Origin of the sequence: Pseudomonas sp. Tri1 (assembly GCF_017968885.1) — a bacterium.
Classification (GTDB): Bacteria; Pseudomonadota; Gammaproteobacteria; order Pseudomonadales; family Pseudomonadaceae; genus Aquipseudomonas.
The window spans coordinates 4,913,681-4,932,696 of sequence record NZ_CP072913.1; the positions used below are offsets into that span (position 1 = coordinate 4,913,681).

General features: G+C 60.2%; 18 protein-coding genes and 4 tRNA genes. 6 read left to right on the forward strand and 16 right to left on the reverse strand.

Features of this window, described 5'->3' with window-relative positions; translation table 11 throughout:
• The first annotated feature begins 44 nt into the window (after positions 1 to 44).
• The gene (locus tag J9870_RS21180; RefSeq protein WP_210639862.1) at positions 45 to 1,301 is read left to right on the forward strand and encodes a PLP-dependent aminotransferase family protein; all 1,257 of its coding nucleotides are present in this window, start codon (positions 45 to 47) and stop codon (positions 1,299 to 1,301) included.
• 48 nt (positions 1,302 to 1,349) lie between these two features.
• Here the strand turns inward: J9870_RS21180 and J9870_RS21185 are convergent, their stop codons facing one another.
• From J9870_RS21185 to J9870_RS21205, 5 genes are all read right to left on the reverse strand, one after another.
• On the reverse strand, positions 1,350 to 1,982 hold the full coding sequence (locus J9870_RS21185; protein WP_210639863.1) for a LysE family transporter: 633 nt from the start codon (positions 1,980 to 1,982) through the stop codon (positions 1,350 to 1,352).
• A gap of 277 nt (positions 1,983 to 2,259) precedes the next feature.
• Positions 2,260 to 2,335, reverse strand: a tRNA-Gly gene (locus tag J9870_RS21190).
• 3 nt (positions 2,336 to 2,338) lie between these two features.
• Positions 2,339 to 2,414, reverse strand: a tRNA-Glu gene (locus tag J9870_RS21195).
• Between the two features lie 105 nt (positions 2,415 to 2,519).
• Positions 2,520 to 2,595: transfer RNA gene (locus J9870_RS21200), tRNA-Gly, on the reverse strand.
• 2 nt (positions 2,596 to 2,597) lie between these two features.
• Positions 2,598 to 2,673, reverse strand: a tRNA-Glu gene (locus tag J9870_RS21205).
• Positions 2,674 to 3,044: 371 nt separating this feature from the next.
• Here J9870_RS21205 and J9870_RS21210 point away from each other — a divergent pair.
• On the forward strand, positions 3,045 to 3,803 hold the full coding sequence (locus tag J9870_RS21210) for a hypothetical protein (protein WP_210639864.1): 759 nt from the start codon (positions 3,045 to 3,047) through the stop codon (positions 3,801 to 3,803).
• 149 nt (positions 3,804 to 3,952) lie between these two features.
• Here J9870_RS21210 and J9870_RS21215 read toward each other — a convergent pair whose 3' ends face one another.
• The 3 genes from J9870_RS21215 to J9870_RS21225 form a co-directional block, all read right to left on the reverse strand.
• Positions 3,953 to 5,920, reverse strand: a complete 1,968-nt coding sequence (locus tag J9870_RS21215) for a methyl-accepting chemotaxis protein (protein WP_210639865.1) — start codon at positions 5,918 to 5,920, stop codon at positions 3,953 to 3,955.
• Between the two features lie 119 nt (positions 5,921 to 6,039).
• Positions 6,040 to 7,428: a PLP-dependent aminotransferase family protein gene (locus J9870_RS21220; RefSeq protein WP_210639866.1), complete on the reverse strand. Its 1,389-nt coding sequence runs from the start codon at positions 7,426 to 7,428 to the stop codon at positions 6,040 to 6,042.
• 205 nt (positions 7,429 to 7,633) lie between these two features.
• Positions 7,634 to 8,395, reverse strand: coding sequence for an SDR family oxidoreductase (locus J9870_RS21225; protein WP_210639867.1), 762 nt, complete (start codon positions 8,393 to 8,395; stop codon positions 7,634 to 7,636).
• 226 nt (positions 8,396 to 8,621) lie between these two features.
• On the opposite strand from J9870_RS21225, the gene J9870_RS21230 reads away from it, so the two are divergent.
• Entirely contained in the window at positions 8,622 to 9,626 is a 1,005-nt protein-coding gene (locus J9870_RS21230; RefSeq protein WP_210639868.1) for an NADP-dependent oxidoreductase, read from the forward strand.
• 196 nt (positions 9,627 to 9,822) lie between these two features.
• Here J9870_RS21230 and pyrF read toward each other — a convergent pair whose 3' ends face one another.
• Positions 9,823 to 10,521 carry an orotidine-5'-phosphate decarboxylase gene (pyrF, locus tag J9870_RS21235; RefSeq protein ID WP_160893102.1) on the reverse strand — a complete coding sequence of 233 codons (699 nt, stop codon included), beginning with the start codon at positions 10,519 to 10,521 and terminating at the stop codon, positions 9,823 to 9,825.
• Positions 10,522 to 10,812: 291 nt separating this feature from the next.
• Between pyrF and J9870_RS21240 the strand changes: the two genes are divergently transcribed.
• The 3 genes from J9870_RS21240 (at position 10,813) to J9870_RS21250 (ending at position 13,709) form a co-directional block, all read left to right on the forward strand.
• Complete coding sequence (locus J9870_RS21240) at positions 10,813 to 11,571, forward strand: response regulator transcription factor (protein ID WP_210639869.1); 759 nt, start codon at positions 10,813 to 10,815, stop codon at positions 11,569 to 11,571.
• Complete coding sequence (locus tag J9870_RS21245; RefSeq protein WP_210639870.1) at positions 11,571 to 12,617, forward strand: HAMP domain-containing sensor histidine kinase; 1,047 nt, start codon at positions 11,571 to 11,573, stop codon at positions 12,615 to 12,617. Before J9870_RS21240 ends, J9870_RS21245 begins: the two co-directional genes overlap by 1 nt.
• A 249-nt stretch (positions 12,618 to 12,866) precedes the next feature.
• Positions 12,867 to 13,709, forward strand: coding sequence for an EF-hand domain-containing protein (locus J9870_RS21250; protein ID WP_210639871.1), 843 nt, complete (start codon positions 12,867 to 12,869; stop codon positions 13,707 to 13,709).
• Between the two features lie 123 nt (positions 13,710 to 13,832).
• Here the strand turns inward: J9870_RS21250 and J9870_RS21255 are convergent, their stop codons facing one another.
• From J9870_RS21255 to J9870_RS21285, 7 genes are all read right to left on the reverse strand, one after another.
• Positions 13,833 to 14,870 (reverse strand): AI-2E family transporter, encoded by a 1,038-nt coding sequence (locus J9870_RS21255; protein WP_210639872.1) that lies wholly within the window; start codon positions 14,868 to 14,870, stop codon positions 13,833 to 13,835.
• A gap of 63 nt (positions 14,871 to 14,933) precedes the next feature.
• Positions 14,934 to 15,755: a DUF4892 domain-containing protein gene (locus J9870_RS21260; protein ID WP_210639873.1), complete on the reverse strand. Its 822-nt coding sequence runs from the start codon at positions 15,753 to 15,755 to the stop codon at positions 14,934 to 14,936.
• A gap of 129 nt (positions 15,756 to 15,884) precedes the next feature.
• Complete coding sequence (locus J9870_RS21265) at positions 15,885 to 16,736, reverse strand: alpha/beta hydrolase (RefSeq protein WP_210639874.1); 852 nt, start codon at positions 16,734 to 16,736, stop codon at positions 15,885 to 15,887.
• Positions 16,733 to 17,527 (reverse strand): alpha/beta hydrolase, encoded by a 795-nt coding sequence (locus J9870_RS21270; protein ID WP_210639875.1) that lies wholly within the window; start codon positions 17,525 to 17,527, stop codon positions 16,733 to 16,735. The genes J9870_RS21265 and J9870_RS21270 overlap by 4 nt, the downstream gene beginning before the upstream one ends.
• A 190-nt stretch (positions 17,528 to 17,717) precedes the next feature.
• Positions 17,718 to 18,161: a hotdog fold thioesterase gene (locus J9870_RS21275; protein WP_210639876.1), complete on the reverse strand. Its 444-nt coding sequence runs from the start codon at positions 18,159 to 18,161 to the stop codon at positions 17,718 to 17,720.
• Positions 18,162 to 18,198: 37 nt separating this feature from the next.
• On the reverse strand, positions 18,199 to 18,651 hold the full coding sequence (gene sixA / locus J9870_RS21280) for a phosphohistidine phosphatase SixA (RefSeq protein WP_210639877.1): 453 nt from the start codon (positions 18,649 to 18,651) through the stop codon (positions 18,199 to 18,201).
• Positions 18,648 to 18,995 (reverse strand): DUF4389 domain-containing protein, encoded by a 348-nt coding sequence (locus tag J9870_RS21285; RefSeq protein WP_210639878.1) that lies wholly within the window; start codon positions 18,993 to 18,995, stop codon positions 18,648 to 18,650. Before J9870_RS21285 ends, sixA begins: the two co-directional genes overlap by 4 nt.
• Between the last annotated feature and the right edge of the window lie 21 nt (positions 18,996 to 19,016).

Sequence of the window (19,016 nt, forward strand, 5' to 3'; positions counted from 1 at the left end):
AACGAGCCTTCAATGGCTCGTTGCTTTTTTATGGAGAAGCAAGATTGTCCAGCGCTTTCGAAAACACGATATTCGAAGACCCCATTCTGAACGTTATCCACCTTTTAAACTCCATTGCCCAAGAAAACCCGGAGGCCATTTCCCTGGCCTCAGGTCGACCGGATGATGAGCAGTGCGACCCCTCTCTCATTGACAGGGGATTGGCCCGTTACAGGCAACACGTTGCCGACACTGACCATTCACTTGCGACACTGCTCTGTCAGTATGGAAAAACCTCCGGAATCATCAATGGAATCCTCGCCGACTATTTGCAGGTGGATGAAGGGATAAAGATTCTTGATCCTGAAAGTATTGTGGTGTGCATGGGCTTTCAAGAGGCGTGCACCTTGGCGCTCTTATCGATCTTTGAGGGCGGCGGTGTTCTATTAGTGCCGGATCCTGTGTTTTCCGGGATTACGGGCATCGCAAAACTGCTAAGAATAAAAATCCTACCCATTCCCATGGCGACCTTTCTCGACCCCGCGGCCCTGCGCAAGTTAGCTGAAGAGCTTGAGTCCAGAGGGGAAAAGATCAAGGCACTGTACGCAATTCCGGATTTCAGTAATCCCACCGCTGACAGCCTGTCCTATCACGACAGACGAGCGATGCTTGCATTAGCCAAGGAAATGGATTTTTTCATCCTGGAAGATACTGCCTACAGTTACTTCAGGTACGAAGGAGAGAAGACGCCGTCGATGAAGTCGATCGACAGCAGTCGAGTGTTCCTGCTTGGGTCATTTTCAAAGTCGATTTTTCCGGGTTTGCGCATGGGTTACGTGGTCGCTCCAGAGGGAGCCGGGGTTACGCCCTTCAGCGCCAGGCTGTGCAAGGCCAAGAGTTTGGTCACGGTCAATACCCCCGCCCTCTGCCAGGCTGTTGTCGCAGGCTTACTGATCGAGAACAATTATTCGCTGAAAAGGCTGAACCAACCCAGAGTGTTGTCTTACACCCAAAAAAGAGACCACATGCTTGAATGCCTTGAGCGTGAATTTCGACCCTGGGTTGATGCCCAAAGAACGCTTACGTGGAATCAACCGGCCGGCGGCTTCTTCATCAACATGCACCTGCCTTTCGCCTTTGGATATTCTGAAATGTGCGAATGCGCCAAGCATTTCAAAGTCATAGTGTTTCCCACGTCCTTATTTTCACTGACTAACGACGCGGTTAATCAGGTCAGGTTGTCGTTTAGTAATGCGACAGCATCCGACATCACAGAGGCGATAAGCCGTTTCAGGGCGTACGTCGAGTCTAGAACTCAGTAAAACGTCCCCTCGTGGACCGCAGGGGACTGCATCATTCACTGGCGGAGCTCAGGCTCCCGTAGCCAATATGACGCCAGTGGCTACCTGGTAGGCTCCCAGGACGGTAATGGTTGCCCCGGAAAGATAGTTGATCAACTTAAGCTTCGACTCGGCGATCCTGGCCTTGAAGATGGAGGAGAACCCGCTCAACCCCAACCACCAGGCAGCCGACCCCAGAAAGATACCGGTCACCATGGGCAGCACAGAGTGTTGACTGCTTTGATCATTGACCATGCCGTCACTCAGCGCGGCAAATATCGCGATGAACGACAAGATCGTCATTGGGTTCGACAGGGTCAAAAACAGCGTGGTCGAATAGGCTTTGAACATGTTGGCGCGCTCACCCGCCATGGCAGTTGCACCGCCTTTCGATCGTATTGTTTGATAACCGATGTAGGCGAGGAACACACCGCCAAAAATACACAACCAGGGTTTAAAGCTAATAAGTGTCGCGATGATGGCGGTGACACCCAAGGCACCGATGAATCCATAGATCGAATCGGCGGTGGCGGCCCCCAACCCTGTCGCGAAACCGGCTCTCCAGCCAAGCATGAGACTTCTCTGTATGCACAACAGCCCAATGGGTCCCACAGGGGCTGCAATGCACAACCCAATGACCATTGATTTAACGAAAATCAGCATAAATGCACCTCCTAATGGTTACTGGAAGGTTAGGAGAAGTGCATTTTTTTAGAAATTAATTATTAATCTTCCTCAGCGTTTTTCCGGAAGTTTTGCATGAAGTAAACCAATCTCCCCTTCATTATTAAGGCCTGCAGTGCTCTCCCCCTCAAACAAGAACAATCCGTGCAAAATGCTCGTTAAAGGGCTTTGAGGGGATAGGTCATAACCTAGAGGTGAAATGGCTTTTTTTACGCGCATAAAAAAACGCCGCTCATTGAGCGGCGTTTTTTGAATTTGGAGCGGGAAACGAGACTCGAACTCGCGACCCCGACCTTGGCAAGGTCGTGCTCTACCAACTGAGCTATTCCCGCAAATGGCGTCCCCTAGGGGACTCGAACCCCTGTTACCGCCGTGAAAGGGCGGTGTCCTAGGCCACTAGACGAAGGGGACACGCTGCCCGGAACACATGGTGTGTGTTCCAGTGCCCAGATCCGTATCCAAAGATACCGGTTCTGGTTTCACTCAGCCCTGCTCGAAAGCAACGCTGTTTAAAATTGGAGCGGGAAACGAGACTCGAACTCGCGACCCCGACCTTGGCAAGGTCGTGCTCTACCAACTGAGCTATTCCCGCATTGGCGTCCCCTAGGGGACTCGAACCCCTGTTACCGCCGTGAAAGGGCGGTGTCCTAGGCCACTAGACGAAGGGGACACACGTACAACATTCACTGCTTATCGCGTTTGGCTGAGTGCTTTACGCTGTAAGTGGCGCGCATTCTATGGATGGATTGGAAGGTCGTCAACCCCCAGATATAAATTTATTTAAATCAATGACTTCGACCGGTTTAAGGCCGTTTAGCAGATTTTGCCCGTCCGGTCTCTGGCGCCTATATTCCGCCACTCGCCAAGACGTTATAGTCGCGCCCGACAAATAGTGGCAATGTGCATCCATCTGCGCCGCGTTGCCTGTGAACGCACGACGCCCGTCTAATGTCGGTGCACGGGCCTATGCGCTTAAAAGCCAAGCCACTACACTCATAACATGCGAACCCTAATAAAGAGGTCTTACCGGTGACACCACTCATGATCACCCTGCTCGTTGTAGCCGGGATCGCACTGTTGATCGCCATCGGCTACATGAACCATGTGGTGGAGAACAACAAACTGGAAAAGGCCCGCACCAAGGTGGAACTCAACGACCGCCTGCGTCGCTGTGGCGAGCTCACCGAAACCTTCCCCGGCCAGTTGATGACCCCGGCCCTGAAGTTGCTGATGACGCGCCTTGAGCTCAACGTTTGCCAGCGCTTGTTGAACCTGGAGAAAACCAACGCTGGGGTCAAGGCGCGCCTTGAAGAACTGAACGCGTTGGCTGCCCAAGGTGAGTCGATCCCGGTGAACAATCCACCGGCACCGATCCTGACCGAAGCCAAGGCCAAGGACGTGCGTTTTCTGCTCGAAGCCTTGCACGGCCAGATCACCCGCGCCGCCCAGGACGGCTTTCTGCCTGCCAACGAAGCCAAGCGCTGGATTCGCGAAGTGCGGCACATTCTGGTCCTGCTGCACATCGAGTTCTTCAACAACCTCGGCCAACAAGCCTTGCAGCAAGAACAACCGGGGCAAGCCCGTCTGGCGTTCGAGCGCGGCGTGCAGTACCTGCGCAAACAACAGGAACCGCAGGCCTACGCCGAACAACTGGCCTACCTGGAGAAACTCCTGGCTCGCGCCAACTCCATGGTCCTGGCCAAGACCCAACCTGTGGAAGGCGAAGTCAACCAGTTGACCGAAGGCTTGAAGGAAGACGAGGACAACGACGAGTGGAAGAAGAAGAAGGTTTACGACTGAAGCGGCTCAAGCTGGCATAAGTGGCGAGGGAGCTTGCTCCCGCCGGGTTGCGTAGCGGCCCCATTTTGCGACCGCTGCGCAGTGGTACAGGAGCAAGCTCCCCCGCCACAAAAGCGCCCTCACCACATATGTCTTGAGTTACCGACGCTTCACAACCTGAAATGCCCCACCATCCCCTTCAATTTGACACCCAACTGCGCCAGCTCAATGCTGGACGCGGCATTGCCCTGCATCGCCAGGGAGGATTGATCGGCACTGGCCCGAATACTGGTAACGCTGCGGTTGATCTCTTCGGCGACCGAACTCTGCTGCTCGGCCGCAGCCGCGATCTGCTGATTCATCTGTTGGATCAACGACACCGCCGCCGCAATGCTTCCCAGGGCACTTTCAGTCTGCAGTGCATCGCTGACCGCCATTTTTACCAGTTCGCCGCTGCTCTGGATCTGCTGCACGGAAGTGTGGGCCGCTGAGCGCAAGGCGCTGACCAATCGCTCGATTTCCTCGGTGGACTGTTGCGTGCGCCTGGCCAGGGCCCGCACCTCATCAGCCACCACCGCAAAGCCCCTGCCCTGCTCACCAGCCCGAGCCGCTTCGATGGCGGCATTGAGCGCCAGCAAGTTGGTTTGCTCGGCCACACTCTTGATCACCGTCAGCACCGTGCCGATGTTCTGAATCTCGGCGCTGAGGCTTTCGATACTGGTGCTGGCTGAAGTGGCCGAATCGGCCAGTTGCTCGATGCGCACCATGCTCTGACGCACCACCTGCTGGCCGCTCTCGACTTTATCGTCGGCAGTCTGGGCCGCTTGGGCCGCTTCTTCGGCATTGCGCGCCACGTCATGGACCGTGGCGGTCATCTGGTTCATGGCCGTGGCGACCTGTTCGGTTTCTTCCTTCTGGCTGCTGACCTCCAGATTGGTCTGCTCAGTCACGGTCGACAACGACTGGGCGGAGTTGGCCAACTGTTCAATACCCGCCTGCAATCCGCTGACAATACTGCTCAGACCGGCGCCCATCTGTTGCATGGCCAGCATCAACTGGCCAATTTCGTCCCGCCGCGTCACTTCGACCGTCGCGCTCAAGTCGCCCGACGCGATCTGCTGGGCCACGCGAATGACGCTGCGCAACGGCGCAACGATCAGCCGGGTAATGACCCACGCCGCGATCAGCCCCACCAACAGCGCCAAGGCCGAGGAGCCGATAATCAGCAGCGAGTTCTTTTTCAACTCGGTCCGCATCGCTCCGTCCTCTGCACCGTAGGCTTGGTCAACGCGTTCCACGACTTGGGCGGCTCGTTCGTGCAGTTGCTGGTAGACGATTTTTTCCTTGGCCAACAGGTCGGTGTATTCGGCCAGTTGCTGGTTGAACCCGGCGATGTGCCCGGCGACTTCGTTAAGCACGGTCTGGTAACCCGGGTCCTTGACGACGGCTTTGAGCGCTTCGGCCTGTTTCATGGCCTGCTCGGCCTGCTCGATGTTGCCTTGCCCGGCCCCCTCCTCACTGCCTTTACGGCTTTGGTCCAGACGAACCCGGGCTTCGTTCATGGCCTGCAGCATCAACCGCGACACTTCGCTGACCTGGTTGGCCTGCTCGATGAATTCGGAGCCCTCCTTGCCTTCGGTGTCTTTCAAGGTATAGGCGCCATCATCCGCCAACCCCGCCTGCAGCACATCCAGGTTATTGGCGACGCTGGACACCGACCAACTGGCCATCTCCAGCGCGAGATCCTTGCTCTGGCTCAACCCGACAAACTCGTCGAACGCCTTGCGATACGCCACCAATGCCTGCTCCACGTCGCTCATCACCGGGACATTGGCAGCCGACTGCGCCTTAAGCTCATTTGCCATGGCGATCAGCTCGTCGACGCCCTTGCGCAAGGCATCGGCCACCTTGGCGTCGGAGCGCAAAGCATATTCCTGTTCCAGCAGCCTGACCTTGAGCAGCCCGCTGTTCAGGGAAGACATCTGCTTGAGCCCCTCAAAACGGTGGCTGATGGTCTGCAGGGACCAGACTCCGATGGCCGCTACCACTGCGGTGAGCAACAGCACCAGGACGAACCCGATACCCAGTTTCTTTGCCATACCCAAGTTGGCAAAACGTCCTTGCACGGCCGAAATCATTGCGCTCAGTCCTCTGCCAGTATGTGTTGATTGCAGATTCGCAACGAGACGCCCTGCAACACAAGATGCTGGCGTCGGAATAATGGCAAAAAGCTACAGCCGCGTCGTTTTCAGGACACTCAAGGTCGATCCAGAGCTGCGGCCTGGAAAAATGCTTGTGCCCTGGGGTCCAATGCGTAGGCCACGTTGATCCGTAACCAGTCACTGTTGGCGCCCGAAGGGCTGAAGGCGGTACGCGAAGACAGCAGCACGCCGAACCGCTTGGCCAAGCGTTGTACTCCAGCGTAGTCACACATTGGCGGACGTGCCCAGATGAACAGCCCGCCGACCGGCTTGCCAAAGATTTCCCAGTCGGCGTCTTCCAGTACCTGCAACACCGCGGCCCTGTCACCATTGAGACGTTGCCGCTGGCGCTGGACCAGTTTTCGATAGGCACCGTTGGCCAGCAGGCTGGCAAGCACCGACTCACAGAACCGCGAGCCGCCCATACTGGTAATGCCTTTGACCTCGCTCAGGCGCGCAATGACGGACGGCCCCGCCGCTACAAAACCGACGCGCAACGAGCTGCTCAGGGTTTTCGAGAAACTGCCAACATAGACCACGTCGGCGTCCAACGCTGCCAGCCGGGCCCGCGCCGAACCCTGGAAATCAGCATAGACATCGTCTTCGATCACCAGCATGGCATGTTTTTTTGTCAGTTGTAGCAGCCGCTGGGCAATGGCCGGCGCCAGGCTGCTGCCGGTCGGGTTGTGGCAGGCGCTGTTGACGAACAGGGCGCTGGGCCGGTGCGTCGCCAGAATCCGCTGCAGAGCATTGACATCCGGGCCACGCGGGGTTCTGGGCAGTTCGATCATGTCGATCTTGTGCAGCCTGAGCAGCTCGAACAACTTCGAATGACCGGGGCTCTCCACCACGACGCAGCAGCCCGGCTGTAACAGTGTCCGCACGATCAGGTCCAGCCCATGGGTGGCCCCGGTCGTGGTCATGATCAGGTCTTTATCGGCCTCGATATTGAGCAACTTCAGGCGCCGGGACAGTTGCTCACGCAAGGCAGGCAAGCCCAACGGCGTGCTGTAGTTGAACAGCCCGGCCATATCGGTGCGGGTGACCTGACGAATCGCATAGCCCAGGTCATCGCTTTCACGCCAGCTCTCGGGCAGCCCGCCGCACCCTAACGCCAGCGCCGATGGCGAGCTGTCGGTCAAATGCACCCGGATCGACGGTGCGTCTTGCGGTCGGGGTTCGCCGATGGATTCGTGCCCGAGCGAAGGCGACGGGGCGACAAAAAAACGCGAACCGTGACGGGACGCCAATAGCCCTTGGGCCACCAGGCGTTCGCACGCCTCATTGACACAGGACTGGCTGAGCAGATTCTCCCGTGCCAATTGCCGGATGGATGGCAAGCGGGTACCCGGTTGTACCGCATCCTGTCGGATCCAGCCCGCCAGCCCGTCGACAATTTGCTGCACGACGGGCACCAGGGCCTGTCGGTCGATTCTCAATTCCATGAGTAACCAAGCTCCTAAGCGTTTGTTTTATTTCCGGAAACAGTTAAGCACAGGCCGCCGCCAGACGATGTAAGACAACATCACCAAAACCGCCGATTCTCACTCCTTGAAACACATTGACGGTCCTTTCCAGGGATTTTTCCGCCGCCCAAGAAAAAGCCCGCAACCAGTGCGGGCTATGTCCTACAGTCTCAGCAGACCGTCCTCAGAAAGCCGTGACCCCGCCGTCCACCGCCAGGGAATGCCCCGTGGTGAACGCTGCGCCATCGCTGCACAAGTACAGCACGGCGCAGGCGATTTCCTCGACTTTACCAATACGTCCCACGGGGTGCATGGCGTTGGCGAACTCGCCTTTTTTCGGATCCGCCTCATAGGCTCGGCGGAACATGTCGGTGTCTATCACCGCCGGGCAGACCGCATTCACGCGGATTTTCTTCTTGGCGTACTCGATGGCCGCCGACTTGGTCAGACCGATCACAGCATGCTTGGAGGCCGCATAGATGCTCATCTTCGGCGCCGCCCCCAAACCGGCCACCGAGGCTGTATTGACGATCGCCCCGCCGCCTTGGGCCAGTAGCAATGGCAGTTGGTATTTCATGCACAGCCAGACGCCCTTCACATTGACCCCCATGATCGCGTCGAACTCATCGACGGTGCCATCGGCCAGCTTGCCCTTCTCGATCTCGATCCCGGCGTTGTTGAAGGCGTAATCGAGGCGACCGTAGGTATTGACCACTTCGTTCATCAGGTTCTGCACGTCGCTTTCCAGGGTCACATTGCAGCGCACGAACACCGCCTCGCCGCCCGCATCTCGAATCGACTGCACCGTGCCCTCGCCGCCCGCCACGTCCAGGTCTGCCACCACTACTTTCAGGCCCTCTGCCGCGAACGCCAGGGCAGTGGCGCGGCCAATGCCTGCGGCGGCGCCCGTTACCACGGCGACCTGCCCGGAAAACGTCATGCTCATTGTCTGTTCCTCGAAGAATGCGGGGGATGTCGCCAGTCTAGCCACAGGTCCCGATGACGCGGCAGCACTATCCAATTGCCGTTTGAGCATTCATGAGCCGCAGTGATAAGGCCCCCGGGCGAACTATCACTGTGTTGGATCGAACTGCATTCGCTGTATCAGCAAACCTTGCGGCAAAGGCTTCGAAGGTCTATCAACAAGGCTTCATTCATCTTGAGTGCCAGCCATGACTGCCCAGACCAATCGCCAGTTCCTGCTCGCCAAACGCCCGGTGGGCGCGGCGACCCGCGAGACTTTCACCTATCAACAAATACCGGTCGGCGAACCGGCAGCCGGTCAGATCCTGGTAAAGAACGAGTATTTGTCCCTGGACCCAGCCATGCGCGGCTGGATGAACGAAGGTAAATCCTATATTCCACCGGTCGGCATCGGCGAAGTGATGCGGGCATTGGGTGTCGGCCAGGTGATCGCGTCGAACAACCCAGGGTTCGCGGTCGGGGACTACGTCAACGGTGCGTTGGGCGTGCAGGATTATTTCCTCGGCGAGCCAAGAGGTTTCTACAAGGTCGATCCGAAACTGGCGCCGCTGCCACGTTATCTATCCGCGCTGGGCATGACCGGCATGACGGCCTATTTCGCCCTGCTGGACGTCGGCGCGCCCAAGGCCGGCGAAACCGTGGTGCTATCGGGTGCCGCCGGTGCTGTGGGCAGCATCGCCGGGCAGATCGCCAAGATCAAAGGCTGTCGCGTGGTGGGCATCGCCGGCGGGGCCGACAAATGCAAGTTCCTGATCGATGAACTGGGCTTCGACGGCGCCATTGACTACAAGAACGAAGACGTCCATGCCGGCCTCAAGCGCGAATGCCCCAAAGGCGTGGATGTGTATTTCGATAACGTCGGGGGCGACATCCTCGACGCCGTGCTCAGCCGCTTGAACCTCAAGGCTCGCGTAGTGATTTGCGGCGCCATCAGCCAGTACAACAACAAGGAAGCGGTGAAGGGTCCCGCCAACTACCTGTCGCTGCTGGTCAACCGGGCGCGCATGGAAGGCTTCGTGGTCATGGACTACGCCGCGCAGTTTGCCGCCGCCGGGCAGGAAATGGCCGGGTGGATGGCCAAGGGGCAGCTCAAGAGCAAGGAAGACATCGTAGAAGGGCTGGAGACGTTCCCCGAGACACTGACCAAATTGTTCAGTGGGGAGAATTTCGGGAAGTTGGTACTCAAGGTCTGACCCAAACAACTGTGGAGTCTGGTGCTCAAGGGCCTGACACAAAACAACTATGGAATCTGGTGCTCAGGGCCTGACATAAAACGACTGTGGGAGCGAGCTTGCTCGCGATGGGGCCGTGTCAGTCAACATTGGTATTGACTGACACACCGCTATCGCGAGCAAGCTCGCTCCCACATTAAGGATCCTCGGTGTCAGGTCAGGCCAGTTCGGCCACCACTGCCGCCAATGCCTTGGCCGGATCAGCCGCCTGGCTGATCGGACGGCCGATCACCAGGTAATCGGACCCCGCGTCCAGCGCCTGGCGCGGGGTCAGGATGCGGCGTTGATCATCCTGGGCACTGCCCGCGGGACGAATCCCCGGGGTCACCAGTTGCAGCGACGGATGAGCCGCTTTCAAGGCGCTGGCTTCCAGGGCCGAACAGACCAAGCCATCCAGGCCGGCCTTCTGCGCGAGCGCCGCCAGCCGCAGCACTTGCTCCTGAGGCTCAATGTCCAGGCCGATCCCAGCCAAATCCTCGCGCTCCATGCTGGTCAGCACGGTCACGCCGATCAGCAGCGGTTTCGGGCCGCTGCGCTGATCCAGCACTTCACGACAGGCCGCCATCATGCGCAGGCCACCAGAGCAATGCACATTGACCATCCACACCCCCATCTCCGCGGCCGCCTTGACGGCCATGGCGGTCGTGTTGGGGATATCGTGGAATTTCAGGTCCAGGAACACTTCGAAACCCTTGTCGCGCAGGGTGCCGACGATTTCCGAAGCACAGCTGGTGAACAGTTCCTTGCCGACTTTGACCCGGCAGAGCTTGGGGTCCAACTGGTCGGCCAGCTTCAGGGCGGCGTCACGGGTAGGGAAATCCAGGGCGACGATAATGGGCGTCTGGCAGGCGGACATGAGCGGGCTCTCAGGCAAGTCGAAATCGGCGCGCATTGTAGCGGAACCAGCGCCGGTGCGGGACCCAATGATCGGTAAATCATCATCGCGTCCAGAGCAGCATGGCCGATACCGGCCTTTGTGTCTAAGACGATACATTCATGACATGCGTACAACACGCCGGCACGCTACCGTCTGGCGCCGCAACCCGTCCTTTCAGCGCTTCACGCCTCGTGGCACGAAGCCTATGCTGAAGCCTCAACCTCGCCGCCTTCTTTGCGGTTGGCAGCCTACCTGGCAGATGATGCATCCATGCAGAACACCCCTGTTGCAAATTCTGACGATCAAAAAGCGCCCGACGATGACAAGCGCTGGAGCACCCGCGCACTGATCGTCGACGACGATGTGCCGATCCGCGAACTGCTGATCGATTATCTGGCCCGTTTCAGCATACGCGCCAGTGGCGTGACCGATGGCGCAGCGATGCGCCTGGCGATGCAAGCCGAGCATTTCGACGTGGTCGTGCTTGACCTGATGCTGCCGGGTGAAGACGGCTTGCAACTGTGCCGCTGGTTACGTTCCGAATCGGACATCCCGATCCTGATGCTCACCGCCCGCTGCGAACCTACCGATCGCATCATCGGCCTGGAACTGGGCGCCGACGACTATATGGCCAAGCCGTTCGAGCCCAGGGAACTGGTAGCACGGATCCAGACGATCCTGCGCCGCGTACGTGACGACCGCACCGAACAGCGGGCCAATATCCGGTTCGATAACTGGCGGCTCAACAGCGTGCTGCGCCAACTGATCTCCGCCGACGGGTTGGTGGTGCCACTGTCCAACGCCGAGTTCCGTCTGTTGTGGGTCTTCATCGAACGGCCGCGCCGGGTGCTCAGCCGCGAGCAACTGCTGGACGCTGCCCGAGGTCGGTCCATCGAGGCGTTCGACCGCAGCATCGATCTGCTGGTCTCGCGTCTGCGCCAGAAACTGGGCGACGACCCGAAGGCACCGCAACTGATCAAGACCGTACGCGGTGAAGGCTATCTGTTCGACGCCCGGGACATCGGCTGATGCGATTGCGCCTGGACTCCCTGTTCGGCCGTCTGTTTGGCGTGCTGTTGCTGGCGATCGTCCTCGCGCATCTGTTGGCGTTCGCCTGGTTTTCTCACTACGACAAGCCACCACATCCCGGACCACCGCCGAAGTTTTCCCAACAAACCGAAGGGCCGCCACGCTTTGGTCCGCCGCCCAACCGCCGTGAGCGCCCCTGGTTCGGTGGGCCGGTGGTGCCGCTGACGTTCCAGTTCGTGTGCCTGATCGTGGCCGCCTGGTACGGCGCCAAACTGCTGACCCGACCAATCCAGCGCCTGAGCAATGCCGCCGAACGCCTGAGCGAGAACCTCGACAGCCCGCCGCTGGAGGAAACCGGTCCTCGGGAAGCGCGACAGGCGGCCCACACGTTCAACCTGATGCAGCAGCGGATCCGCGAACAGGTGCAGCAGCGCTCGCGCATGCTCGGCGCGGTGTCCCATGACCTGCGCACCCCGCTTTCGCGGCTCAAGCTACGCCTGGAGCAGATCGATGACCTCAAGCTGCAAGGCCAGATGCGCCAGGATCTGAACGACATGATCGGCATGCTCGATGCCACCCTCACCTACCTGCACGAACAGCGCACCAGCGAAGCGTTGCAATGGATGGACGTGCAAGCCTTGGTGGAGTCGTTGAGCGAAAACGCCCAGGACCAGGGTGCCGATGTGCAGGTCAGCGGTTTCTGCGCTCCACTGCAGGTGCAGCCGATGGCCCTGCGCTCGTGTCTCAACAACCTCATGGACAACGCCCTGCGCTACGCCGGCCATGCATTGATTACCCTGGAAGACCAGCATAAGCAGGTGCAGATTCGCGTCATCGATCATGGCCCTGGCATTGCGGCGGACAAACGCGAAGCCGTGTTCGAGCCGTTCTATCGCTTGGAAGGTTCGCGCAACCGCAATTCCGGTGGCGTCGGCCTGGGCATGACCATCGCTCGGGAAGCCGCCGAACGCCTGGGCGGGCAGTTGAGCCTGGAAGAAACGCCAGGGGGTGGGTTGACGGCGGTGGTCAGCCTGCCTCGCGCCTGAGAACACACCTCTCACCTGTGGGAGCGAGCTTGCTCGCGATGGCGCCAGCACATTCAACATGAATTGCAAGCTGACCCACCGTTATCGCGAGCAAGCTCGCTTGTATGTTTAGACTTGAAGGGGGGCCGGGGTTGATCCGAAGGTTTTGTACCCCCACCGGTACAAACTCCACACACCCACGACAACTGTCCCGCCGACGCTGCATAAGCCGGTGCACCCACCGGCTATTCCAGCCCAAGGAGAGCGCCCATGATCGGTAGCGTCAGCAGTTACTCGACCTATACCAGCACCAGTAGTAACGCGACCAGCAGTGCCCGCAGCCAACAGTTTCAAAAGGAATTGCTTAGCAAACTCGACAGTAACGGTGACGGCTCGGTCGGTCAGGAGGAATTGAGCAGCGCCCTGTCGCAAAAGAGCGACGACGGTATCCTGGTCACCTTGAGCGAAAATTTCGGTGACCTGGACAGTGACAGCAGCGGTGACTTGAGCAGCGAGGAAATGGCTGCGATGGCTCCGCCACCTCCTCCGCCACGGGATCAGGCGCCGGATACCGAACTGGCCGATGCGCTGCTCAGCGCCTTGGACGCCGACGGTGATGGCGCGATCAGCAGCGATGAATTGAGCAGCGGCCTGACCAGCGCCGGCAGCAGTGCCGACAGTCAGCAAGTGTTCTCGGTCCTGGACAAGAATGAAGACGGTACCGTCAGTGCCGACGAACTCGCCGCCAGCCTCGCACCACCGCCTCCACCGCCGCAACAGGCCTCCAGCGAAGAGCTGTTCAGCCAACTCGACAGCGATGGCGACGGCAGTGTGACCTCCAGCGAACTGACCAGCGCCCTGCAGGCCAGCGACAGCACCTCCACGAGCACCGACACCAGCGCGATGCTGATGAAAGCACTCGACGGCGACAGCAGCGGCGAGATCGACAGCGATGAGTTCAACAGCGCCTTGCAGGCCGGACGCAGCAGCGACAGCTCCACCGACCAGGCCAATGTCAGCCAAGCGCTGAACAAAATGATCGCCAACCTCAGCCGGCAATACTCGCTGGATAACGTCGCCACCGTGGGCAAACACCTGAACGTGGCGACTTGATTCACCCGTACACCTGGCCCTTCGGGAGCCAGGTTCGCCCATCTGGATCGAAGCTCATTTGTAGCGAGGGGATTTATCCCCCGCTACAGCAAGCTCCCTCGCCACAGGTGCTTGGCATTCAAACTACCGCGCCTGGCTCTTGCTCCAATCCGTCAGCAAGCTGTACGCCACCGCCAGCAAGGTCGGGCCAATGAACAGGCCGATGAAGCCAAAGGCAATCAACCCGCCAAACACCCCCAACAGCACGATCACCAATGGCAGGTTGCCGCCTCGGCTGATCAGATAGGGCTTGAGCACGTTGTCCACGCCACTGATGATGAAGGTGCCCCAGATACCGAGGAACACCGCCATTCCGTATTCGCCCTTCCACGCCAGCCAGGCCGTGGCGGGGATCCACACCAGGGGCGGCCCCATGGGAATCAGGCTGAGCAGGAAAGTGACGATGCCCAGCACCAGCGCCCCCGGCACCCCAGCGATCAGGAAGCCGATCAACGCCAGCACGGCCTGGGCCGCCGCAGTGCCGATCACGCCGTTGACCACTCGTTGCACCGTACCGGCCACCAGTTCGATGTAGTAACCGGCACGGTCACCAATCAGGCGCTCCAGCAACCCGTGGACGAATACCGCCAGTCGTGGACCGTCACGATAGAAAAAGAACACGAACACGATGCTCAGGGTCAACTCGAGAATGCCGCCGCCGATCTGCGCACTGCGGGCCAGCAGCCAATTGCCGACCTGCCCCAGGTACGGCTTGATGGACACCATCATCGCCGCACCCTGCTGGTCGATGCTGTTCCAGATACCCACCAGCCGCTCGCCCACCAACGGTACGCCGGCCAGCCAGGTCGGGGCTTCGGGCAAGCCATCGACCTGCACGTCCTTGATGAATGCTGTGGCATCGCGCACATGGTCGGCCAGGTTGAAACCAAGCCATACCAGTGGCACTGCCACCAACAGCATCCAGCCCATCGTCAGCAATGCCGCCGCCAGGGATTCACGGCCATTGAGCCAGCGGGTCAGCAGGCGCATCAGCGGCCAACTGGCAAACGCCAGCACCGCGCCCCAGAACAGCGCCGACCAGAACGGTGCCATCACCCAAAGGCTTGCGCCGAACAACACCAGGAGCAGGATTTGCACCAACAGCCGATCGTTATTGAGCATGTAAAGTCTCGAAAAATGGACAGGGCCCAGGGTCACGGCGTGAAGCCCGCCACCCGAAACAGCTTATCGCAGCAACTCAAAGTGCAGGCCCGCCGCATCGCCACGAGCATCCTCCATCCGCGCCGCCCGGACACCCTGGTCAATCAGCGCCTGACGCCAGCTCTCGGCCTGCGGGCCGGCGATACTGACGCGCAGGCCCGTGTCCAGGTTCAACGCCCGGGACAGCAGGCACAACCAGGTCTCGTCCGGCTCACCGGCAAGACGCGGCAAGTCCAGCACCCCGGTGTCCTTGAGCTGACGTAACAGCGTGGCCGAGGTCGGTAGCAAATCCCCCAGCGTCGCGCTCGATTCGAACTGCTCGACATGCAGGTAGGCCTTGCGGTTACCGCGGGTGATACCGTACAGCGCGATCAGCGTGTTGTCCGCCGGTGGCGCCAGGCGCAACAACAGATAAGCCTGACCATTGTCGGCACCGTAGAGCTTGGAGTTGCCGAAGACTTCGTTGGCCCACAGGCTGCTTTCGCCGCAATCACGGGCCTGGCACCAGAACAGCAACTCGGCACCCTGTTTCTGCAACGCTTCGCGAGCGGCAGTAAAAGCCTGGGTGGCGGAGTGCTCCGGTGGCAGCTCATAAGTGACCGATGTGACATTGCCACGGCCATCGACCTGGCCGTCGAAGCGCAACTGGCCACTGATCTTGCGGATCGAGCCCATGGGGTAGACACGTTCCAGGTCGCTGGTTTGCCGGTAATCGACAATCTGCGCATCGGCCATGCGTGGCACCCGTTCCAGATCGTGACTGCCGGGCACATCGACGGCAAACGACCTCGGACTGAAGCATGCCAGCGCCAGCAGGGCGAGTGAATAATGAATGGATAATTTCATCGGAGCGGCTTGGCCTGAGTCTCGACGACGAAACGGACGTCTTCGAGGTGCCGCGAGGCGGGTAAACAGAGATCTGTCATGGTTGTCTCCCTTTCAACCCGCCCAGCCTCGACAGTTGCCCGGCGCAAGTCAAGGAACGGTGAAGAACCGATTGAAACAGTCTGCTACAAGCGCCGCACCGGCTTCGTCGTTCAAGTGCAAATGATGGCCGCCGGGCAACTGCTCATGACTGAAGGGTAGACGTTCCAACAGCTCAGGGTGCTGGGCGAGCATGCCCTCGGCCGCCACCACCAGATGCGCAGGACAAGCGACCCGCGCCACGAACGCCATGGCCTGCTCATCGGTCAGGCGTAATGGCGATGGCAGGGTCAGGCGGTTGTCGGTGCGCCAGGTATAGCCCCCCGGCACCGGCATAAGGCCGCGCTGGGCCAGCAACTCGGCGGCCTCGCGGCTGACTGCCACCAAGCCCTTCATGCGCGCTTCGATGGCCCGGTCGAGGGTTTTGTAGACCGGCTTGCGTTTTTGCTGCAAATCCAATTGTGCTTGCAGGGCCATGCCCATGCGTTCGGCGGCGTTATCGCCTTTGGCTGTCGGAGGAATCACGCCGTCGATCAGGCCCAGGTGCGTCACCCGCTCTGGCAAGGAGCCGGCCAGCACCAGCGAGACAATGGCGCCCATGGAGTGCCCCAACAGGGCGAACCGCTTCAAGCCCAGTTGTTCGGCGACTTGCAGCACATCATGGGCATAGTCCCACAGGGCGTAGCCAGCACCGGGCGGCCGATGCCCGGAGTGACCGTGGCCGGCCATGTCCAGGGCAATCACCCGCAGGCCCGCAAGCCTTGGGGCCAGGCGGGCGAAGCTGTTGGCGTTGTCCAGCCAGCCATGCAGGGCAATCACCGGCCGCCCGTCTTCCGGGCCAAACAGGTGAGCCGCCAGTTCGATGTGGGGCAGGCTCAGGCGGACTTCTTCGACCCCACTCATCGGCTGTGCCCTTCCCAACGCTGGAACAGTTCCTTGAGCAGGTTGGCCGTGTCTTGAGGCCGCTCCAGAGGGAACATATGACCGCCGGGCATGCTCAGGGATTCGCCATGGGGCATGCGCCCCACCGAACGGGCGTGATGACGCATCACCACCCGACTCTGCCGACCGCGCACCACCGCCAGCGGCACTTTGAGCTTACGGGCCCGCCCCGGGCTGGTGTGGGGCACGCCACGGTAGATGCTGATTTCCGTGGCCGGGTCGAAGCGCAGCCGCAAGCGGTCACCGACTTGTCGCAGGCCATGTTGCAGGTAGGCGTCGAAACACTCCGGGTCAAAACCACGAAACAGTGTCTTGCCGGCGAAATACTGCCGGGCCGATTCCAGGTCAGCGAACTCTTCGCGACGCCCCAGGGTCCGGCCGGCCGGGGTCAGGCGGTCGATGAAACCCAGGCGCTTGGCGGCCAGGATAACCCACTGGTCGGCGCGGGTCAGCACCGGCGAATCGAGCATGACCACGCCACGGTACAACTGCGGGCAACGCAGAGCCGCGTGCAGGTGCAGGACACCGCCCAGGGAATGCCCAACGCCCCACACCGGCTCCGGTTGCTGCTCCAGGTGATGGATGAGTTCATCCACCAGGTTGTGCCAGTTGTCGTCCACCGGGAAACGCGGGTCATGGCCGTGTAATTCCAGATGCGCAACCTGATACTGCGGCGCCAGCGCGGCGAACAACTTGCCGTAGGTGGCCGAGGGAAAACCATTGGCGTGGGCGAAAAACACCTGTTGCGACATGACAGCCGATCCATTGCGAGAACTGGGCCTGATTGTCCGCAGAACCCAGCGACGCGGCAATGACCGTAACTGACAGGAATGATGACAGTCGGGGTTGGGCTATGGGGTTGTATAAGCTGCGAAACCTGTGGCGAGGGGATAAATCCCCTCGCCACAAAAGCCCTCGCCTGCCCCGACAGGTTAGCCAGCCTCAACGCGCCGGTGGTTGCTCGCCCAGCGGCACCACGGCCATGGTCAGGCGCGATACGCAGTTGACCTTGCCCTCGTCGTTGGTCAGGCGGATGTCCCAAACCTGGGTGGTACGGCCCAGGTGCACCGCCCGGGCCGTGGCCGTCACCCGCCCGCTGCGTACACCGCGCAGGTGGTTGGCGTTGATCTCCAGGCCCACGCAATAGAACTTGCTGGCGTCCACACACAGGTAGGCCGCCATGGACCCGACCGTTTCGGCCAGCACCACCGACGCACCGCCATGCAACAGGCCAAACGGTTGGTGGGTGCGGTGGTCGACGACCATGCTGGCGGTCAGGGACTCCTCGTCGAAAGACTCGAAGCGAATGTCCAGAACTTCGCTGATGGTGTTCTTACCGGCGGCGTTCAGTTTCTCGATGTCGGGGGGGGTGCGCCACAGACTCATCGTTGCCCTTCCTCTGTTATTTTCAGGGAGCTCAATCTTATGGGTGCTTGATGCCCTTGAGCATCATCGCCCCCGCCAACGGCAGGTCGCCTTCCAGCTCAGCCAGGCCAGCCGTTTTCACCTGCTCGGGTTGTTGCAGATGACCGTGTTGCAGCAAGCCCAACAAGCTACCTACCAGTGGGTTATGGCTGACCAGCAGCACATCGCCCTGATCATCGAGGTGTTCCAGGACTTTCTGCGGCCGGGTGTCCGGCGTGAGCCAATCCACCGTGATCAGTTCCGGCTGAAGCCCCAGGGCTTCGCGCACCAGGCCCGCAGTCTGCTGGGCACGCAGGTAAGGGCTGGCATAAATGGCGGTCAGCGGCTGGCCGAGCAGGTGCGCGGCACTGCGCAATACTTCTTCGCGACCATGGGCGGTCAGGGCCCGGTCGGGATCGGGGCGGGCGCCGTAAGGCTCGGCTTCGCCATGGCGCAGTACCCACAGTTTCATAGCTTTGGCTCTTCGTCACGAACCGGATGCGGGGCTGGCGCGACGACGTGAGGCGCCTCCCCCTCCGGCGCGCGCGGGGTCGGCCAGTCCGCGAACGGCCAGGGTTTCTGGTCGCTGTGGAAGGTGCCGAAGCGACCGATCTGGGCCAGGAACTGGCTCAGGCTATCGCCGAAGTTCATCAGGCTGGCGCTGGGTGCGCCGTAGATCAGCCGATAGATCAGTTGCACCAGCACCACGGCGCCAAGCATGAACTGCGCCACCTGCCAGACCAACAGATAAATGACCATCCACAACACACGCAGCAGGATGGATTCGTATTGGGGCTGCCCTTTCGGATCGTTCATAGCTCGCTCCTGCTTGCGCTC